Raw genomic sequence first — 17,465 nt, forward strand, 5'->3', positions numbered from 1 at the left:
CTACCCTTTATGAAATATAAATTTCGTATGGACTGCGCTTTTGTATACAAGCAGCAGCACGTTCTCGATCATCTGCATTTTGGAAACTAACAACTAAAATACCGAAGACATCTTCTCGCGTTTCCACGATACGAATATTCGTAATACTAATTTGTTCTTCAGCAAGAAAAGCTGTGATTTCAGCAATACTACCAGGATAATCAGGTACATCTACATATAAATCATAGGTCATGTACATTGCACCTTGCGAACTAATCGGCAACTCATCACGTACCGTTTTAGCTTTTGCAAAATAACCCTCAATTTGAGTTGCTTCTCCTGCTATCAAAAGGTCCTCAACACGTTTCATTTCAGTTTGCCACTCAGCCAATTGACTAGCAATTTGTTGGCGATTTTGCATCGTTATGTCGCGCCATAATATAGGATTAGAAGACGCAATCCGTGTCAAATCTCGAAACCCCCCTGCTGCTAACATTTTTGTTACAGGGTTATCAGCTCCCTCAGCATGCAATTGATGCACTAAAGATGCTGCCACAATATGCGGAAAATGACTTACTACCGATGTCATATGATCATGTTCAGTAGCTGAAACTCGCATTAATTTCGCGCTGGTATATTGCAGTAAATTCTGCAGGTTATTAACTTTCTCTTCATCCTCACCCTCTAAAGGTGTGAGCATATAATACGCATTTTCAAAAAGATAAGGCTTAGCCGCTAATACACCACTTTTATGCGAACCTGCCATTGGATGGCCTCCGATAAAAGTAATGCCGTTTTCGCGAAGCTCATAAGCTTTTTCCATAATCAAAGACTTAGTACTACCTGTATCTGTCACAATTGTAGAAGTCGGAAGTCCCCAAGATTTAATTAACTCCATCCATTCTAATGTTGCATTTACAGGTGTTGCAAAAATAATAACATCTACTTTTTTCGCTGTTTCCTCTGGGTTTTTCGTTACTTCTTGGACTATACCTAAAACTTTTGCGCTTTGCAACGTTTCTAAATTGGCATCAAACCCTATCACTCGTACATTTGGTGATTTTTGCAGAGCTAATGCAATCGATCCTCCAATTAGACCAAGCCCTACAACTAGAACGGTTTGTTTCATGAAAAAACTCCTTGCTCCTGTAAAACTGATTCTAATTGTGTTAAGAAACCTTCATTTTGAACTTGAGTACCAATAGTTACACGTATATATCCCGGTGTTCCTAGCGCATTACCACTACGGATAACGAAGCCTCGTTTCATTAACTCTTGGAAAACCACATCGCTATCAGCTTTTACTTCCATTAGGATGAAGTTTGTATCAGTTGTAAAGTAGTGTAGATTATTTTTTTCACAAAATTCCTCGATTTGTTTTTTACCTTTATTGTTTTGCTCGCGACATTTCTCGATAAAAGCATCATCTTCTAATGCTACTTGCGCAATTGCTTGGCTTAACACTGTATTATTAAACGGTCCACGAACTGGATCCAATTTTGCAATTAACTCTTTATCGGCAATACCATAACCTACACGGAAAGCTGCGAGGCCGTAAGCTTTAGAGAACGTTCTTAAAATGATGATATTTGGGTAGTCTTGAATATACGGGATTGTATCTTTATGTGAAGTATTTGTTACATACTCAAAATATGCTTCATCTATCACAACCAACACATCAGACGGAACTTTCTTCAAAAATTCTTGTAATAGCGCATCTTCTACTACAACACCCGTTGGATTATTCGGGCTACATACCCATACAACTGCTGTATTTTCATTAATAGCTTCAAGCATTGCATCTAAATCATGATTACCATTTATCAAAGATATTTCACGAATTTCAGCACCTTCGATTTGTGCATTATGGCCATATTGCGAAAATGTTGGTTTTGCCATAACAGTATTAACACCTGGATATAAGAATGCTCGTGTAATAATACTGATTAATTCATCTGATCCGTTACCAAAGATTAATTCATTTTCTTCTACGCCTAATTTAGCAGCCACCGCTGCACGTAAGTTCGTTGCATAACCATCAGGATATAACGCAAAGTTAAATGATTCTTTCGCTAAAAATTCACGTACTTTTGGTGAGCTACCGAATGGATTTTCATTGGATGCTAATTTAAAGATTTCGTCTAAACCAAATTCTTTTTTCACTGCATCGATTGATTTTCCAGGCTGATAAGCTTTCATACCTGTAATTTGTTCTTTCCATTTCATCTAACGTTCGCCTCTTCCTTAGTAGTAGATTACATTGCTAGATCGGGTCTTAATTTAACTGCTTCATTTAAATAAATATGACGAATCGCTTGCTGACTTATTTCCGTATTCACATGCATAAGTACTCGAATACATAATGGCAATGCATTAGGAACATTCATCTCGTGCATACACATAACAGGCACATAACTCCAACCTTCCATAGTACGTACAGCTTTCGCTGGGAATGCTGAGATAATATCAGGTGTAGTAGAAATGACAACTGACGCAACATCTTCTGCAACAATATTATTCGCCCTCACGATTTCTCTTATTAATTTTTCTGTCTCTGCTAAAACATTTTCCGGCTGGTCAGACTGAACCGTAATGGCCCCACGCACTCCACGAATCATGAAAGCACCTCCTCTATTAATGCACGAAGAAGACCATCGATTTCTTGACATTCTTCTATTGAAATTTGCTGTACAAACGGCTCACCAATTTTCTTTAATAGGACAAACTGTAAGACTCCGTATTCAGCTTTTTTATCTTTCATTAAATAATCTAGTAGTTGTTCAAATGTAAAATATTTGACTGCATCGAATGAGTATCCATTGCGTAATGCAAATTCGGTGAAGGAACGTGTAAATGTTGCGGAGATTTCGCCATAACGCTCACCTAAAATAAGTGCATAGACCATCCCTATCATAACAGCCTCACCATGTGCTAATTTACCAAAACCTGAGGCTGCCTCTATCGCATGTCCGTAAGTATGTCCAAAGTTTAAAAACTTACGAATAGATTGTTCTTCTTCATCTTCTGCAACAATACCTGCTTTTACACGAATACCCAGCTCTAAGTGTTTAGCAAGTTCATCTTGACTGAAATGCAAGATAGAGTTTGTAGCCATTAATTCTTCTAACCACTTTTCATCTGAAATAAGTGCATGTTTAATCACTTCTGCCATCCCTGAACGTACTTCTCTTTCTGGTAGTGTTGTTAAATATGAAATGTCATATAACACTCCTTGTGGCTGATAAAATGTCCCAATCATATTCTTTCCTAGTGGATGGTTTATAGCTGTTTTACCACCAACTGCACTATCATGAGCTAATATCGTCGTAGGAATTTGAACAAATGGAATACCACGCATAAATGTGGATGCAATAAACCCAGTTAAATCCCCAACTGCACCTCCGCCAAATGCGAAAATAAATGTTTTTCTGGTGCATTTTTGTTCCAATAAGAAAGATTGCGCTGCAAAGAAGCTCTCAAATGTTTTACAAGCTTCACCTTCTGCTAATACATTTACTTCAAATGGGTATGGAAATTCTGCTGTAAAGCGGTCACTATGTAATTGCCATACTTGTTCATCTGTAAAGACAATAATTTTATCAGCTTTAGATAGTTGACCATCGAATGATTTAACTGCTTCTGTTAAACAATTTGCACCTATTTGCACTTCATACGCATGGGACTTCGCTTTAACTGGAATATTCATTGTTAAAACTCCTTCGTATATTGTTTATGCGCTGTAAACTGTTCCTTTAGCTGTGGTAATTGGTCACTGTGGAAATGCTCCATTACTGCGTTCGCTATTTCCCAGGCAATAACATGCTCTGCAACAACAGAAGCCGCTGGAACTGCACAACTATCAGAACGCTCAACACTTGCTTTAAATGGCTCTTTCGTTTCAATATCGACACTTTGAAGTGGTTTATATAAAGTAGGAATTGGTTTCATAACACCACGGACAACTATAGGCATACCTGTAGTCATACCACCTTCTAAGCCACCTAAGCGATTTGAACTTCTAGTATAGCCATTTTCCTCTGACCAAATAATTTCATCATGCACTTCGCTTCCCTTGTGATGAGCCATTTCAAAACCTAGACCGAACTCTACTCCTTTAAATGCATTAATACTTAACATAGCAGATGCTAATTTTGCATCTAACTTACGATCATAGTGTACGTATGATCCAATACCAGCTGGTAGACCTTCTACGATTACTTCAACAACTCCACCAATTGAATCGCCAGCTTTTTTAGCCTCATCAATTGCTTCAACCATTTTAAGAGATGCTTCTGCATCTGCACAATAGCATGCGTCTTCTTCGATTATTGCACGGATTTCGGCAACTGATTTTCCAGATGTAGATTCTGGATTTGCAATAACCCCACCGATTTCAGTAACATGAGAAACAATTGAAATTCCAAGTTCTGCTAATAATGCTTTTGCAACAGCACCAACCGCTACTCGAACAGTTGTTTCACGAGCTGAAGAACGTTCTAATACATTTCGTAAATCACGATGACCATATTTCATGCCACCTACTAAATCAGCATGTCCAGGACGTGGACGCGAAATTTGACGTTTAATGTCCTCTGGGTTAATATCCTCTGCTAATGGTTCTGGCCCCATGATTTTCGTCCAGTGCTTCCAATCATCATTTGTAACAACAAGTGCTACTGGAGAGCCTAAAGTACTTGCATGACGTACGCCTGATAAGATTTCCACAGTATCTGTTTCAATTTGCATGCGGCGACCTCGACCATGTCCTCCTTGGCGTCTTTTTAATTCTTTATTAATTAACTCAGCCGTAATTGGCAATTGAGAAGGTAACCCTTCAATGATTGTTGTTAATTGCGGACCATGTGACTCTCCTGCTGTTAAATAACGCATGACACTTTCTCCCTTCAACTCGCTAAAGTATTTGTTTTTTACTATAACATATTTTTATCCAAAAAACAGTGTATCAACCGAACTTTTGCAAACTCCAATAAATTTAAATTATCCATCTTTCTAGAAAAAATCGCCTTTCGCGTTCAGCGAAAAGCGTTTCTTCATTTACCTATATAACAAACATAAATTACATCTTTCTATAAAAGAATGTATCTTCAATATCTAATTGATACCTTGATGGATTAAAAATTTGTTCCGTAGAACCGACAAATAATATCCCACCTGAACGAAGTGATTTACTAAAGTTATCGTAAATTTGATCTTTTGCTTCTTCAGTGAAATATATCATCACATTACGGCAAACGATTAAATCATAATTGTGTTCATATGTATCTTTTAATAGGTTATGTTTTTTAAATGTGACTGTTTTTTTTATTTCGTTTTTCACCTTATAAAAAGAGCTATCATTATCAAAATACTTTTCTTTTATATCTTTTGGTACTTCTGCTAAAGAACGCTCAGGGTAAACACCTGCTTTTGCTTTTGCAATGGCATTTTCGTCTAAATCTGTTGCTGTAATAGAGATTTGGGATAGTGGCACATGATTTGATAATGTCATCGCTAAAGAATACGGTTCTTCACCTGTAGAACAAGCGGCACTCCAGATTTTTAATTTTTTATTTTGCTGTAATAGACGAGGGAATATTTTGTTTTGAAGAACTTCCCATCTTTTTCCGTTACGATAGAATTCGGAAACATTTATAGTCATACGATCCAAGAATTCATCCAATAGTGCACGATCGTTATCTAATCCATTAAAAAAATCGATGAAGCTTTTATAACCTTTTTTTTCATACAAAGATGTTAAACGTCTTTTCATTTGAGCCTCTTTGTATAAAGCTAGGTCGATATTTGTTTTTATCTTTATACTTTCTACAAATTGTTCGTAATCTGTCATAAGCGTATCTTCCCTCTCTTTCAACCTATGTCTATTATATCGGATATAAGACATTTCTTAAATAGTAGAAATGCAGACTTGTTTGACAATTTACACAAAACTATTTGAATTTTTCTATAATGACAGAGCCAATAAAAAAGCTGCCCGCAAAATTGCGAACAGCTTTGAAAATACGAATTTACTTATTCGTTTTCGTTAAAGAATAAACCAATTTCACGTTCAGCTGCAGCTAAAGAATCTGAACCGTGAATAACGTTGTGAGAAACAGTAGTAGAGTAATCTCCACGGATTGTTCCCGGTGCTGATTCAGCAGGGTTTGTAGCACCCATCATTAAACGTGCTACAGAGATTACGTTTTCGCCTTCCCATACCATAGCAAATACAGGACCAGAAGTGATGAATTCTACTAATTCACCGAAGAATGGACGTTCAGCATGTTCTGCGTAGTGTTTTTTTGCAAGCACTTCAGTAATTTGCATTAATTTAGCGCCTTTAAGTTCGAAACCTTTACGTTCGAAACGATCTACGATTTCACCTACTAATTGACGTTTAACGCCATCAGGTTTAACCATTAAAAATGTTTTTTGAATAGCCATTGTTAAAATACAACTCCTTAAATAGTGATTACAGGTTTTATACCCACCGTAAAATATTATCATTGTACGACAGATAGTTCAACATCTAGTATTAAAATTTGCGTTTACCCATATATAATGCGATATCACGCAAAGACTTATTAATCGAATTTTGTGGAAGAGCTTCAACTTCTCGCAATGCTTTTTGCAAATAAATGTCACTTATCTTCTTTGACTTCTTAATCGCTTCTGATTGGCGAATCTTGCCAAGAAACTCTTGTCTTTCATCTTCGGTCATCTTACCAGACAATGCCTTTTCAATGAGAGGTCGTATAGCAGGATCATCTTTCACTAACAATACTGGCAACGTAATATTCCCCTGAAGTAAATCACTACCTGCTGGTTTTCCGAGCTGTTTATCTGTTGATGTCAAATCAAGGATATCGTCGATAATCTGGAAAGACATGCCGACAAAATAACCAAATCGTTTTAAACGGCTTGCCACTTGTTCGTCTGCACCTGCTACTACAGCACCTAAATGACAACTAGACGCGATAAGTAATGCTGTTTTACGTTTAATTCTTCTAAAATAGTCACGCATATTTTGATCTAGTTGCATTTTATCTTCAATTTGGATAACTTCTCCAACACAAATTTCAACCATCGTTTCCGATAGAATTTCATGCGCTTTTGGATTATCAATATCAGTAATATATTGCAATGCTCGTGCAAAAATAAAGTCGCCAGTGTACATTGCCACTCTGTTGTTCCATTGAGATTTAACTGTAGGTCTTCCTCTTCTCATTTCCGAATCATCAATCACATCATCATGAACGAGTGAAGCCATGTGAATCAATTCCAATGACACTGCTACTTTTTTTATCACTTCAATATCATACTCACCAAATTTAGCCGCAAGTAAAACGAAAACGGGACGAATTCTTTTCCCTCCAGCTTTTAACAAGTGAAGAGAAGCATCATTCAAGAAGTGAGAAGACGAATTCAACGCTGTTTCTAATTCTTTTTCGATGATCTCTATATCTGATTTTAAATCAGAATAGAGTAGTTTTAACTTCATCTTTTCCACGTGAATAAACCTTCTCCCACCTAGTTTTCTTTTTTGTAACCCATATGCATAGCAGCAGCTCCACCACTGTATGCTTTATATTTCACATGTTTGAAGCCTACTTGCTCAAACATTTTCTTCAATTGCTTCATACCTGGGAATTCATCAGCAGATTCTTGTAACCATGAATATTCTTTATAACTTTTAGCAAATAGTTTGCCAAAAATCGGCATTATGAATTTGAAATAGAATCTAAATAACTGACGATATCCTGGTATTTCTGACTGTGATGTTTCTAAACAAACTGCCATACCACCCGGCTTTAATACACGGTTTATCTCACTTAACACTTGCATATAATCAGGTACATTGCGAAGCCCAAAACCAATTGTTACATAATCAAATGAATTATCTGGGAATGGTAACTCCATGGCATTCCCTTGCAAAAGATTGATTTGAGGATAAGATTTTGTTTTTTCTATGCCCACATTTAACATGTTTTGACTAAAATCAAGACCAGTAACTTGTCCAGTCTCTTCAGTAGCCTCTGCCATAGTAATCGTCCAGTCTGCCGTACCACAGCATACGTCTAAAGCTTTAGAACCTGGTTTAACTTGCATACGATTCATCGTATCTTTGCGCCATTTTTTGTGTAATTGAAAGCTGATGACAGAGTTCATTTTGTCGTAGCTATCAGAGATATTCTCAAACACTTCATGTACGCGTTCTTCTTTAGATTGCGACACTGTTTTCAACCTTCTCTCGTCGTTTGATGTTCACATGCAAAAGGTGCCATGCGATTTACAATGAGCGTTTTCACTTCATCTTGAAGAAATGGAGAAGTTGAAATACTTCGAGTAAATGTAGATGAAAGCTCTGATACTAATTCTTCTAAAATTCTCTCTGCTGATCTCTTCGTAGAAGTAAATTGCTCACTTTTCTCAATAGCGGCCGCTATGCGTGTTTGCATATGTGTTTGCTGTAGGTTTCGCAATTCATAAGCTAGTCTATTTAATAATAAACCTTGCTGCATAAGTGGTATATATTGGTCGAAATGATAATGTTTCATAAATTGTTCAATAGACTTCGATTCGATGACGGTTAATGTATGCAACCAATCTTCTATAGATCGAATAGCTGGTTCATAGATAGCTGTCTTCTTTTCACTAATGTCAACGATACCATCCGATAATGAGCGAATCAAAGCGATATTAGGTATTTTAGACAATAGTTGATAATATATGCCACTATAAAAGTCACCAGCTAAAACGGTTAGTTGTTGGTCCTTCGATGTAGCGTCTACTTCATCGATTTGGTCATGTGCATAAAGTGCAGTATAAATGATACCAATTGTAGTGGCTACTTCATCTTGCTCACTTGTCCATATTTCACCATTCATAAATGGCAACAATAGATAAAACAATGTCTCATTTTCAACAATGGGCTGTCCTGTATATTTGAGGAGCGTTCTATGATGCAATTGCATTAAAATATTGGTTTGTAGGTCTTGTATTTTGTTGTCAATGATAGCTGCATTCATAAACTTTTCTCCATTTCAGTTCATTTCCTGTTGTCATATACTTTTCAAGCATTTATATAAATTTCGTGCCATACTATTTTTAATGTTTAGTTTTATTAATTATTTTTTTGCTTCACTTTTTACAATGCCATAGGCTGTATGAATTTCTGCTTTACCACGAATTTTCATAGCTGATGTATGCTCTGTAAATTGTGCAATCATAATTTCACCGCTATCTAACTTTTCTGAGTGATGAAATTTTGTATCTGTTCCGCGTGTTAAGCCGATTACGTGAACGCCATCTTCTTCTGCACGGATTACTATATAGTCAGTCTGAGACATATCAACATTCTCCTTGCTACATTTTTTCCTTTGTTCATCATATCACAAATAAAGGTGTATTTTAAGACATTTGAATGAATGATAGTATTTCTGAACGTTTTACGTCTTCTTCTTCAAAAATCCCTTTTGCCACAGATGTGATCGTCTTAGCTCCAGGCTTTTTAATTCCACGCATAGTCATACACATATGCTCTGCTTCTACTACTACATAAACACCTTGTGGATTTAGCATTTCCATCAATGTATCAGCAATTGTTGCAGTAATACGTTCTTGTAATTGTGGACGATGCGATACTGTTTCCACAGTTCTTGCTAATTTACTCAAACCTGCTACAACGCCATCTTTTGGTATGTATGCAATATGCGCCTTACCATAAAACGGTACTAAATGATGTTCGCACATTGAAAAGAAAGGGATATCCTTAACAAGTACAACTTCATCATGACCTTCATGGAAAACTGTTTCAAAATATTTTTTTGGATCTTCATGCAATCCTGAGAACATTTCTTGATACATTTTTGCAACACGCTTTGGTGTATCTAAAAGCCCTTCACGATTTGGATTTTCTCCAACTGCTTCAAGAATCATTTTAATCGCTTGCTCTATTTTATTTAAATCCGTAGTAGTCAACATTAATCCCCCAATATATCTGCATTACTAGTTACATTGTGATGTTAGCACAATCAAAGCAAAATGCAAAATGCCTTGCCTAATTTTAAAGCGGGTATTTTGGGTGATTCATCCATAGCTTTTTTAACAAAACTATATTGGTTTTGTATTTTTTGATTTTTACATAACTCAATAGACCATTTCACATGCAATCACTTTTCTTTTTAATCCCTACCCCATCCATTCGAGATGACTGATTTCGTAGAGAATAACTATGTACTCTTAGGCACCCACTAATTTTAAAACTTATATATATTCTGTATTACAAGTAAAAGCTATATAACTATACAACATACGAAACTAAAAAAGTAAATAATTCTAAAACATTAGCAACTTAATTCTTAAATAACAACCTGAATCATTACATTTCCCTGATTCCACCCTAGAAATGAACAAGAATAATAAATTTCTTGTTCATTTCTAGGGTGCAAGTTCTACAACAAGACAGACTAACGAAAGAGCATACAAAAAGAACAGCCTTCCGAAGAAAGCTGTTCTATGTACCCTAGATACTATTATTTAACAGCATCTTTAAGCGCTTTACCTGGTTTGAAAGCAGGCACTTTGCTAGCAGCGATTTCGATTTCTTCACCTGATTGTGGGTTACGACCTTTACGAGCCGCACGTTCACGTACTTCAAAGTTACCAAAACCGATTAATTGTACTTTATCACCCGTTGTAAGAGCTTCTTGAATTGTATCAAATACTGCTTCAACTGCTTTAGAAGCGTCTTTTTTAGAAAGACCTGCAGCTTCAGCAACAGAGTTAACTAATTCTGTTTTATTCACACCATTCACCTCCTCTCAAGGGGCATTGACTCAATCATGTAAAAAGATTATCACAACCGAAAACCCTATGCAACAATATTTATACTCCTTTTACCTAGTTTAAGCAAATATAATCCTTATAAAACGCAAAAAAAGCCTTTTGCACGGTCGCAAAAAGCCTTTTTTTGTTTTATTTATTAGTAATTTGGAAATTACAGAATGAAAGTTACCATTCCACGATCACCTTGGTTTACCATTCTCTCAATTGTTTGACGCATTCTCGTTTTCGCATGAGCTGGGACAGCATTTGTTTTATAAGCTATACTTTCCTTCATCACCTCATAAAGCGGTGTTCCAAATAACTGGGTATTCCAAAGTGCATCTCTATCATGATAATATCCGTGTTTCAAATCTTTTAATAGCTGCTGACTATGAAACTCAGATCCTATTAAAGGTGCAAATTCAGCTTCCATATCGATACGTAAAATATGATATGAAGGTGCATTTGCCTTCATGCGTACACCGAAGAAATTATTTTGTTTTATGATTTCTGGTGGAGTTGGTTCTAGTTCCTGCATATTAGGTAGAGTCACTCCATATCCATCTTTTTTAGCTTTTTCGATAGCTTCATGGAAGCGTTTATGAGCCTGTCTAGCTTCCTGTGATTCTTTAATAAATAACAGCCATTCCTTTTTTGTAACCACTGGTTCATCCAAAAATTGTTCACAAATGGCTTGGTATATATCATTTTTCACTTGAATAGTAATTCTTGCATTACCAATGCCCGGGTTGACTTCCGTTACTTCTGCATTAGATATATAATCTTCTTCACTTAATTTTGTTGCAATATGTTTGACATCTCGAATTTTCGTCACGGAATCACTCCATGTAGAGATGGCATCATTTAAAGAGATATTGATTGGACTTGCATCTCCAATGACCTCCATCCAGTCTGGACGCTCCACTTCGATTGATGTAATTGGAAATTCATAAAGTGCTTCTTTCAAAATCTCATTTACTTCTTGCACACTCATTTGATCCGCAGAAGTACTAATTACAGGTACTTGATAACGGTCCAACAGCTCATTTTTCAGCGCCACAGTGTCTTTATGCGCAGGCATTTTACTATTTATTACCACAACAAATGGCTTACCAATGGACTGAAGTTGCTCGATTATTTCAATTTCTGCTTTTTCAGCCGCCTGCCTTGAAATACCATTAACAGAACCATCAGTCGTAATAACAATACCGATATTCGAATGATCACGGATGACTTTATCTGTTCCTATTCTAGCTGCTTCCTGGAAAGGAATTGGTTCATTATGCCACGGTGTATGGACTAATTTCGGACCATTTTCATCCTCATATCCCTTCACACCATCTATAATATAACCTACACAATCAGCCAGCCTAATTTGCATCGTAAGGGGCCCTTCTCCTACTGCAATTTGTGTTCCTTTAGCTGGGACGAATTTAGGTTCGGCAGTCATTATTACAGGGCCTGGAGAGCTTTGAGGCAGCTCGTCCTGTGCACGTAATCGTTCTGCTTCATCTGTGATGTTTGGCAATACCATAACTTCCATTACACGCTTTGTAAACGTCGATTTTCCTACTCGTACTGGTCCAACAACCCCAATATATACATCACCGTTTGTGCGCTCCACAATTTGCTCATATAATTGTTCTGAAATGTGAATCCCTCCTATTCTACGCAATCTATTCTATGCACAAAAAAAACGTTTCATGCTAAAAGCACGAAACGTTTTAAAAGGTTATTTTTTATCAGTTAAGAAAATGACTTCATTTCTATCGTTTACTGTATACGGTAAAGAATAAGCTGGTAAAATAGCGTATTTATCCGATAATAGATAACGGATATCCTCACCCTTTTTCACTTTAGGATTATCTTCCTCTAATATACGCTGTAATTCAATAGAATAATCTAGACAAATTTCCCCGCTACCTTTTACAACTAGAGGTAGATTTACATTTGAATATGGACTTGGGACTGAAGGCGATTTTTTGTAACCCATCTTTTCGTAATCCATTTGATAAACATCGCCAATTATTTTATCAGCGATTGGTACGAAACCATTCACACCTTTTTTTATGTTCAATTCACGAATCATTTCTGCACTACGTAAGTCCACTAGTTTAACAAGCGGATTTTTACTTTCTGCATTCCAAATGACATATTGATAAATCCCACCCTTTTCATAAGAATTCCCAGGAATCTTATCTAAATGGCCATTTAATAATTTTTCGAATTGAATAGGGTATTTAATGTATTGGTCCACTTCTTCATCACGATTTTGAATTGGTAGCAATCCACCTGAAGATTCTCTAAATGAATCTATCGCCTTTTGGACAACTATCAGTTGTGCTTCATCAGGAACTTGATTTTCAGCTCGTTCAGATTGCGGATACATACAGCCAGATAAAAGGGTAGCTACTACAGCTATCAACAATAATATTCTCATTTTTTTCATATGCTTACCTCATTTACTTAGGATTACCATGTGAAGACGACAAACATCATCGTCAAGAAACCTATGAATAAAAATATATATGAGACCAATGCTATAATTGAACTCACAATTGCATTTTTGATTTTATGACGACTTAAGTAGATTAACCCCATCGCTACTAACATAAAACCAATTGAATAGAAAGAAATCCACATCATGTCCATTGGAGAAAAGGGAGTACCATTTAGTAGGACTAAGCTTGACAACAGACCAACCACCTTTCTTTACCAGAAATCGTTTCCAATCTCACAGATGAAAGTATATCACAAAAAAACAAGAGGTGAGGACGCATCACCTCTTGTCCATATTAATAATAGAGCTTGTTATTACTGCATTTTAGACAATTTTATATCTGTTTTATTTATCGTACAATTTTGTGAACAAAAAACAAATTTACTCGAATAACCATGCCATTTCATGTGTTTTCATACGTTGCATTAGTTTTTCGACACCTTCATTTGCATTTTGTTCTTCGAATAACACCTCAAATAACGCTGAAGTGATTGGCATTATTACATCGTATTTCTCAGCTAGTTGATGTGCACCTTTTGTAGTACGGACACCTTCAACAACCATGCCCATTTGGTCCAGAACTTCCTGCAACGTCATACCTTTACCAAGCATATTCCCTGCACGCCAGTTCCGTGAGTGGACACTTGTACATGTAACAATTAAATCACCCATACCAGCAAGTCCTGAGAACGTTAAAGGCTCTGCACCCATTTTCACACCTAAGCGTGACATTTCCGCTAATCCTCGTGTAATAAGCGCTGCTTTTGCATTGTCTCCATACCCCAGACCATCAGTTACACCTGCAGCTAAAGCAATAACGTTCTTCAACGCACCGCCCATTTCAACGCCAATAACATCTTGATTTGTATAAATACGGAAATATTGATTCATAAACAGATCTTGGACCCGCTCGGCCGATGCCAAGTTTTCACATGCTGCAGCAACAGTAGTTGGATGATGCAACACTACTTCCTCTGCATGGCTTGGACCAGAAAGAACAACAATATCTTCTATGAAGGCTTCATCTATTTCTTCTCTCATAATCTCAGAAATGCGCAGTAATGAATCGGGTTCGATTCCTTTTGAAACATGAACAAATAAAATTTCACGACCTAAAGTCTTCATCATTTTTTGACAAGTTTCGCGAATACCCTTTGTAGGTACAGCCATGACAATCACATCTGCATGTGCAACCGCATCTGCTAATATATGTGTTGCCCTTAATGTAGTTGGTAACTGTACGCTTGGTAAGTACTTTGCATTTGTGTGTTGCTCATTTATTTCATTAGCTTGCTCTTCACGATGTGACCAAAGTAGACAATCATGACCATTTTCAGCTAATACAATTGCTAGTGCCGTGCCCCATGAGCCTGCACCTAGAACTGCTACTTTATCCATGTTTGAATCCCTCCATCTAGACATAACCTTTATCCTCTGGCACGCGTAATTAAACGAATTGGTGTGCCTTCGAAATCGAATGTTTCTCGGATACGATTTTCTAAGAAACGCTCATAAGAGAAGTGCATAAGCTCTGGTTCATTTACAAATACAACAAACGTTGGTGGCTTAATCGCAACTTGAGTAACGTAGTAAATACGTAATCTGCGGCCTTTATCAGTAGGAGCAGGGTTTCTTGCAACAGCATCTGCGACAACTTCATTTAAGATACTTGATTGAATACGCATAGAGTGATTTTCATTTGCACTATTTACAACTGGCAATAATGAATGCACACGTTTTTTCGTTTTCGCTGAAACAAATACAATTGGCGCATAATCAAGGTATTGGAATTGTTCACGAATCACTTTTGTTGTATGATTCATCGTTTTTTCATCTTTTTCAACGGCATCCCATTTATTTACTACGATAATGACTGCTTTACCCGCTTCATGAGCGTAACCAGCTATTTTCTTATCTTGTTCTTGGATACCTTCTTCGCCGTTTAAAACGACTAAGACAACGTCTGAGCGTTCAATAGCTCTTAGTGCACGAAGTACACTATATTTTTCAGTAGTTTCGTACACTTTTCCTTTTTTACGCATACCAGCTGTATCAATAATCACGTATTCTTGTCCATCAAATTCATAAGGTGAGTCAATTGCATCACGTGTTGTACCAGCTATATCACTAACGATAACACGTTCATCACCTAAAAACGCATTTACTAAAGATGATTTACCAACATTCGGACGGCCGATTAAAGAGAACTTAATGACATCGTCACCATATTGCTCTTCATCTTCTTCTGGGAAGTGTTTTGCCACTTCGTCAAGTAAATCCCCTAAGCCAAGGCCATGTGAACCTGAGATTGGGAATGGTTCGCCAAACCCTAATGAATAGAAATCATACATCATTTCACGCATATCTGGATTATCAATTTTATTTACAGCTAAAACAACAGGCTTCTTTGTTTTATATAATATTCTCGCAACGTGTTCATCAGCTAAAGTTACACCTTCACGGCCATTTGTCATAAGAATAATAACATCCGCTTCGTCCATGGCAATCTCTGCTTGATGACGAATTTGATCTAAGAAAGGCTCTTCACCAATATCAATTCCGCCAGTGTCAATAATATTAAATTCATGTGTTAACCAATCCGCAGAACTGTATATACGGTCACGTGTTACTCCTGGAATATCTTCCACGATAGATACACGTTCACCTACGATTCTGTTAAAAATAGTCGATTTTCCGACATTCGGACGGCCTACGATCGCTACGACCGGTTTCGTCATAATTTATTCATCCTTCCAACTTCTTATAATCCATATTATACAACAAAAAAGGCGATGGTACCTTATAAGTTCCCCATCACCAACAATTCAAGTCATCATATATGTATATATTACAATGATACACTGGGCATTACAAGAAAAAACAGGCGGATATGAGAAGAACCCGCCTGCTCCATATAGTTATTTGTTGTAATAAACGTTTTTTATTCAGAGAATTTTTTTAATTTGTCACCAATTACATCTGCAAAAGAGAAGCCTGATGCTTCTTCTGGTAGTTCGTAATCAGTAATTTCTTCCGCTTCAGAATTTTCAAGCAACGCTTTAATGCTCAATGATAAGCGGCTTTCGTTTTTATTGACATCAAGCACTTTTACTTCAACCTCTTGCCCTTCTTTTAATGCTTCATGAGGTGTTGTAATGTGTTTATGTGCAATTTGAGATATATGCACTAAACCTTCTACACCCGGGAACACTTCAACAAAAGCTCCGAAGTTTACTAATCGTTTAACAGTACCTGTTAATACAGCGCCTTTTGGTGCCTTCGCTTCGACTTCTTCCCATGGTCCAGGTAAAGTTTCTTTTATAGAAAGTGAAATTCTTTCGTTGTTTTTGTCAACAGACAATACTTTAACTGTTACCTTTTGACCTTCTGAAAGAACGTCTGAAACATTTTCCACATGCCCATGAGACACTTGTGAAATATGAACTAAACCATCTACACCGCCAAGGTCGATGAATGCACCAAATGAAGCTAGGCGTTGAACAGTTCCTTCTAATACTTCACCTTCATTGATGCCGCCTAACAATCGCTCTTTTTTAGAAGCTTTTTCATCTTCTACGATTGCTCGATGAGATAAGATTAAACGGTTTTTCGGTTGATCCATTTCAATAATTTTAAAGGCCATAGTTCTACCTTTGTAATCTTCAAATGATTCAACAAAATGATCTTCTACTAGAGATGCCGGTACGAAGCCACGTACACCTAAATCAATTACTAGGCCGCCCTTCACAACATCTTTTACTTCTGATTCGATTATTTCACCATTTTCAAACTTGGTTGTTAACACTTTCCATGCATGAATAGCATCAACTCTACGTTTAGAAAGCACATAGTTCTCTTCTTCTACTTTTGTAATGATTAATTCAAATTCATCGCCGACTGAGACTGCGTCGGAAGCTTTATCAACATGCAAGCTTGATAGCTCACTGATTGGTACGACACCATCAAATGGTGCACCTTCAATTGATACGGTTACTGCCTTTTCTTCAACTTGAGCAACGATACCTTTGACGATATCTCCCTCACGGAATTCTTGACCTTGATTCAAGTTCATTTCTTCAGACATATGTAATCCTCCTTCACAACGTTCCATCTCTATTTTATTCGAATTCTCTTACAAAAACAAAAATTAACTCTTTTT

19 protein-coding genes are annotated in these 17,465 nt (G+C 36.8%); all 19 read right to left on the minus strand.

The window, feature by feature from the left end; all coding sequences use genetic code 11:
• Positions 1 to 7: 7 nt before the first annotated feature.
• The gene (locus ACQKMD_RS00480; RefSeq protein WP_427748510.1) at positions 8 to 1,108 is read right to left on the minus strand and encodes a prephenate dehydrogenase; all 1,101 of its coding nucleotides are present in this window, start codon (positions 1,106 to 1,108) and stop codon (positions 8 to 10) included.
• The gene (gene hisC, locus ACQKMD_RS00485; protein WP_427748511.1) at positions 1,105 to 2,205 is read right to left on the minus strand and encodes a histidinol-phosphate transaminase; all 1,101 of its coding nucleotides are present in this window, start codon (positions 2,203 to 2,205) and stop codon (positions 1,105 to 1,107) included. The genes ACQKMD_RS00480 and hisC overlap by 4 nt, the downstream gene beginning before the upstream one ends.
• 29 nt (positions 2,206 to 2,234) lie before the next feature.
• Positions 2,235 to 2,597, minus strand: coding sequence for a chorismate mutase (gene aroH, locus ACQKMD_RS00490; RefSeq protein ID WP_427748512.1), 363 nt, complete (start codon positions 2,595 to 2,597; stop codon positions 2,235 to 2,237).
• Positions 2,594 to 3,685 carry a 3-dehydroquinate synthase gene (aroB, locus tag ACQKMD_RS00495; RefSeq protein WP_427748513.1) on the minus strand — a complete coding sequence of 364 codons (1,092 nt, stop codon included), beginning with the start codon at positions 3,683 to 3,685 and terminating at the stop codon, positions 2,594 to 2,596. The genes aroH and aroB overlap by 4 nt, the downstream gene beginning before the upstream one ends.
• A gap of 2 nt (positions 3,686 to 3,687) precedes the next feature.
• Positions 3,688 to 4,869, minus strand: coding sequence for a chorismate synthase (gene aroC, locus ACQKMD_RS00500; protein WP_427748514.1), 1,182 nt, complete (start codon positions 4,867 to 4,869; stop codon positions 3,688 to 3,690).
• Between the two features lie 187 nt (positions 4,870 to 5,056).
• The gene (locus ACQKMD_RS00505) at positions 5,057 to 5,827 is read right to left on the minus strand and encodes a CheR family methyltransferase (protein WP_427748515.1); all 771 of its coding nucleotides are present in this window, start codon (positions 5,825 to 5,827) and stop codon (positions 5,057 to 5,059) included.
• Between the two features lie 182 nt (positions 5,828 to 6,009).
• Positions 6,010 to 6,423 carry a nucleoside-diphosphate kinase gene (gene ndk, locus ACQKMD_RS00510; protein ID WP_427748516.1) on the minus strand — a complete coding sequence of 138 codons (414 nt, stop codon included), beginning with the start codon at positions 6,421 to 6,423 and terminating at the stop codon, positions 6,010 to 6,012.
• Between the two features lie 91 nt (positions 6,424 to 6,514).
• Positions 6,515 to 7,489, minus strand: a complete 975-nt coding sequence (hepT, locus tag ACQKMD_RS00515; RefSeq protein ID WP_427748517.1) for a heptaprenyl diphosphate synthase component II — start codon at positions 7,487 to 7,489, stop codon at positions 6,515 to 6,517.
• Between the two features lie 20 nt (positions 7,490 to 7,509).
• Positions 7,510 to 8,214, minus strand: a complete 705-nt coding sequence (locus ACQKMD_RS00520) for a demethylmenaquinone methyltransferase (RefSeq protein WP_427748518.1) — start codon at positions 8,212 to 8,214, stop codon at positions 7,510 to 7,512.
• A 5-nt stretch (positions 8,215 to 8,219) separates the two neighbouring features.
• Entirely contained in the window at positions 8,220 to 9,008 is a 789-nt protein-coding gene (locus ACQKMD_RS00525; RefSeq protein ID WP_427748520.1) for a heptaprenyl diphosphate synthase component 1, read from the minus strand.
• A gap of 99 nt (positions 9,009 to 9,107) precedes the next feature.
• Entirely contained in the window at positions 9,108 to 9,329 is a 222-nt protein-coding gene (gene mtrB / locus ACQKMD_RS00530; protein WP_427748522.1) for a trp RNA-binding attenuation protein MtrB, read from the minus strand.
• 61 nt (positions 9,330 to 9,390) lie between these two features.
• Positions 9,391 to 9,960, minus strand: a complete 570-nt coding sequence (folE, locus tag ACQKMD_RS00535) for a GTP cyclohydrolase I FolE (protein ID WP_427748524.1) — start codon at positions 9,958 to 9,960, stop codon at positions 9,391 to 9,393.
• A 554-nt stretch (positions 9,961 to 10,514) separates the two neighbouring features.
• Positions 10,515 to 10,787, minus strand: coding sequence for an HU family DNA-binding protein (locus tag ACQKMD_RS00540; protein ID WP_038190738.1), 273 nt, complete (start codon positions 10,785 to 10,787; stop codon positions 10,515 to 10,517).
• A gap of 191 nt (positions 10,788 to 10,978) precedes the next feature.
• The gene (spoIVA, locus tag ACQKMD_RS00545; RefSeq protein WP_427748526.1) at positions 10,979 to 12,481 is read right to left on the minus strand and encodes a stage IV sporulation protein A; all 1,503 of its coding nucleotides are present in this window, start codon (positions 12,479 to 12,481) and stop codon (positions 10,979 to 10,981) included.
• Positions 12,482 to 12,538: 57 nt separating this feature from the next.
• Positions 12,539 to 13,255: a hypothetical protein gene (locus ACQKMD_RS00550; RefSeq protein WP_427748527.1), complete on the minus strand. Its 717-nt coding sequence runs from the start codon at positions 13,253 to 13,255 to the stop codon at positions 12,539 to 12,541.
• Positions 13,256 to 13,278: 23 nt separating this feature from the next.
• Positions 13,279 to 13,500, minus strand: a complete 222-nt coding sequence (locus ACQKMD_RS00555) for a DUF2768 domain-containing protein (protein ID WP_427748528.1) — start codon at positions 13,498 to 13,500, stop codon at positions 13,279 to 13,281.
• Between the two features lie 187 nt (positions 13,501 to 13,687).
• Positions 13,688 to 14,704, minus strand: a complete 1,017-nt coding sequence (locus tag ACQKMD_RS00560; protein ID WP_427748530.1) for an NAD(P)H-dependent glycerol-3-phosphate dehydrogenase — start codon at positions 14,702 to 14,704, stop codon at positions 13,688 to 13,690.
• Positions 14,705 to 14,733: 29 nt separating this feature from the next.
• Complete coding sequence (der, locus tag ACQKMD_RS00565; RefSeq protein ID WP_427748532.1) at positions 14,734 to 16,044, minus strand: ribosome biogenesis GTPase Der; 1,311 nt, start codon at positions 16,042 to 16,044, stop codon at positions 14,734 to 14,736.
• A 203-nt stretch (positions 16,045 to 16,247) separates the two neighbouring features.
• Entirely contained in the window at positions 16,248 to 17,390 is a 1,143-nt protein-coding gene (gene rpsA, locus ACQKMD_RS00570) for a 30S ribosomal protein S1 (RefSeq protein WP_427748534.1), read from the minus strand.
• Between the last annotated feature and the right edge of the window lie 75 nt (positions 17,391 to 17,465).

Source organism: Viridibacillus sp. NPDC096237 (assembly GCF_050278625.1).
In the GTDB taxonomy this organism is placed as follows: Bacteria; Bacillota; Bacilli; order Bacillales_A; family Planococcaceae; genus Viridibacillus.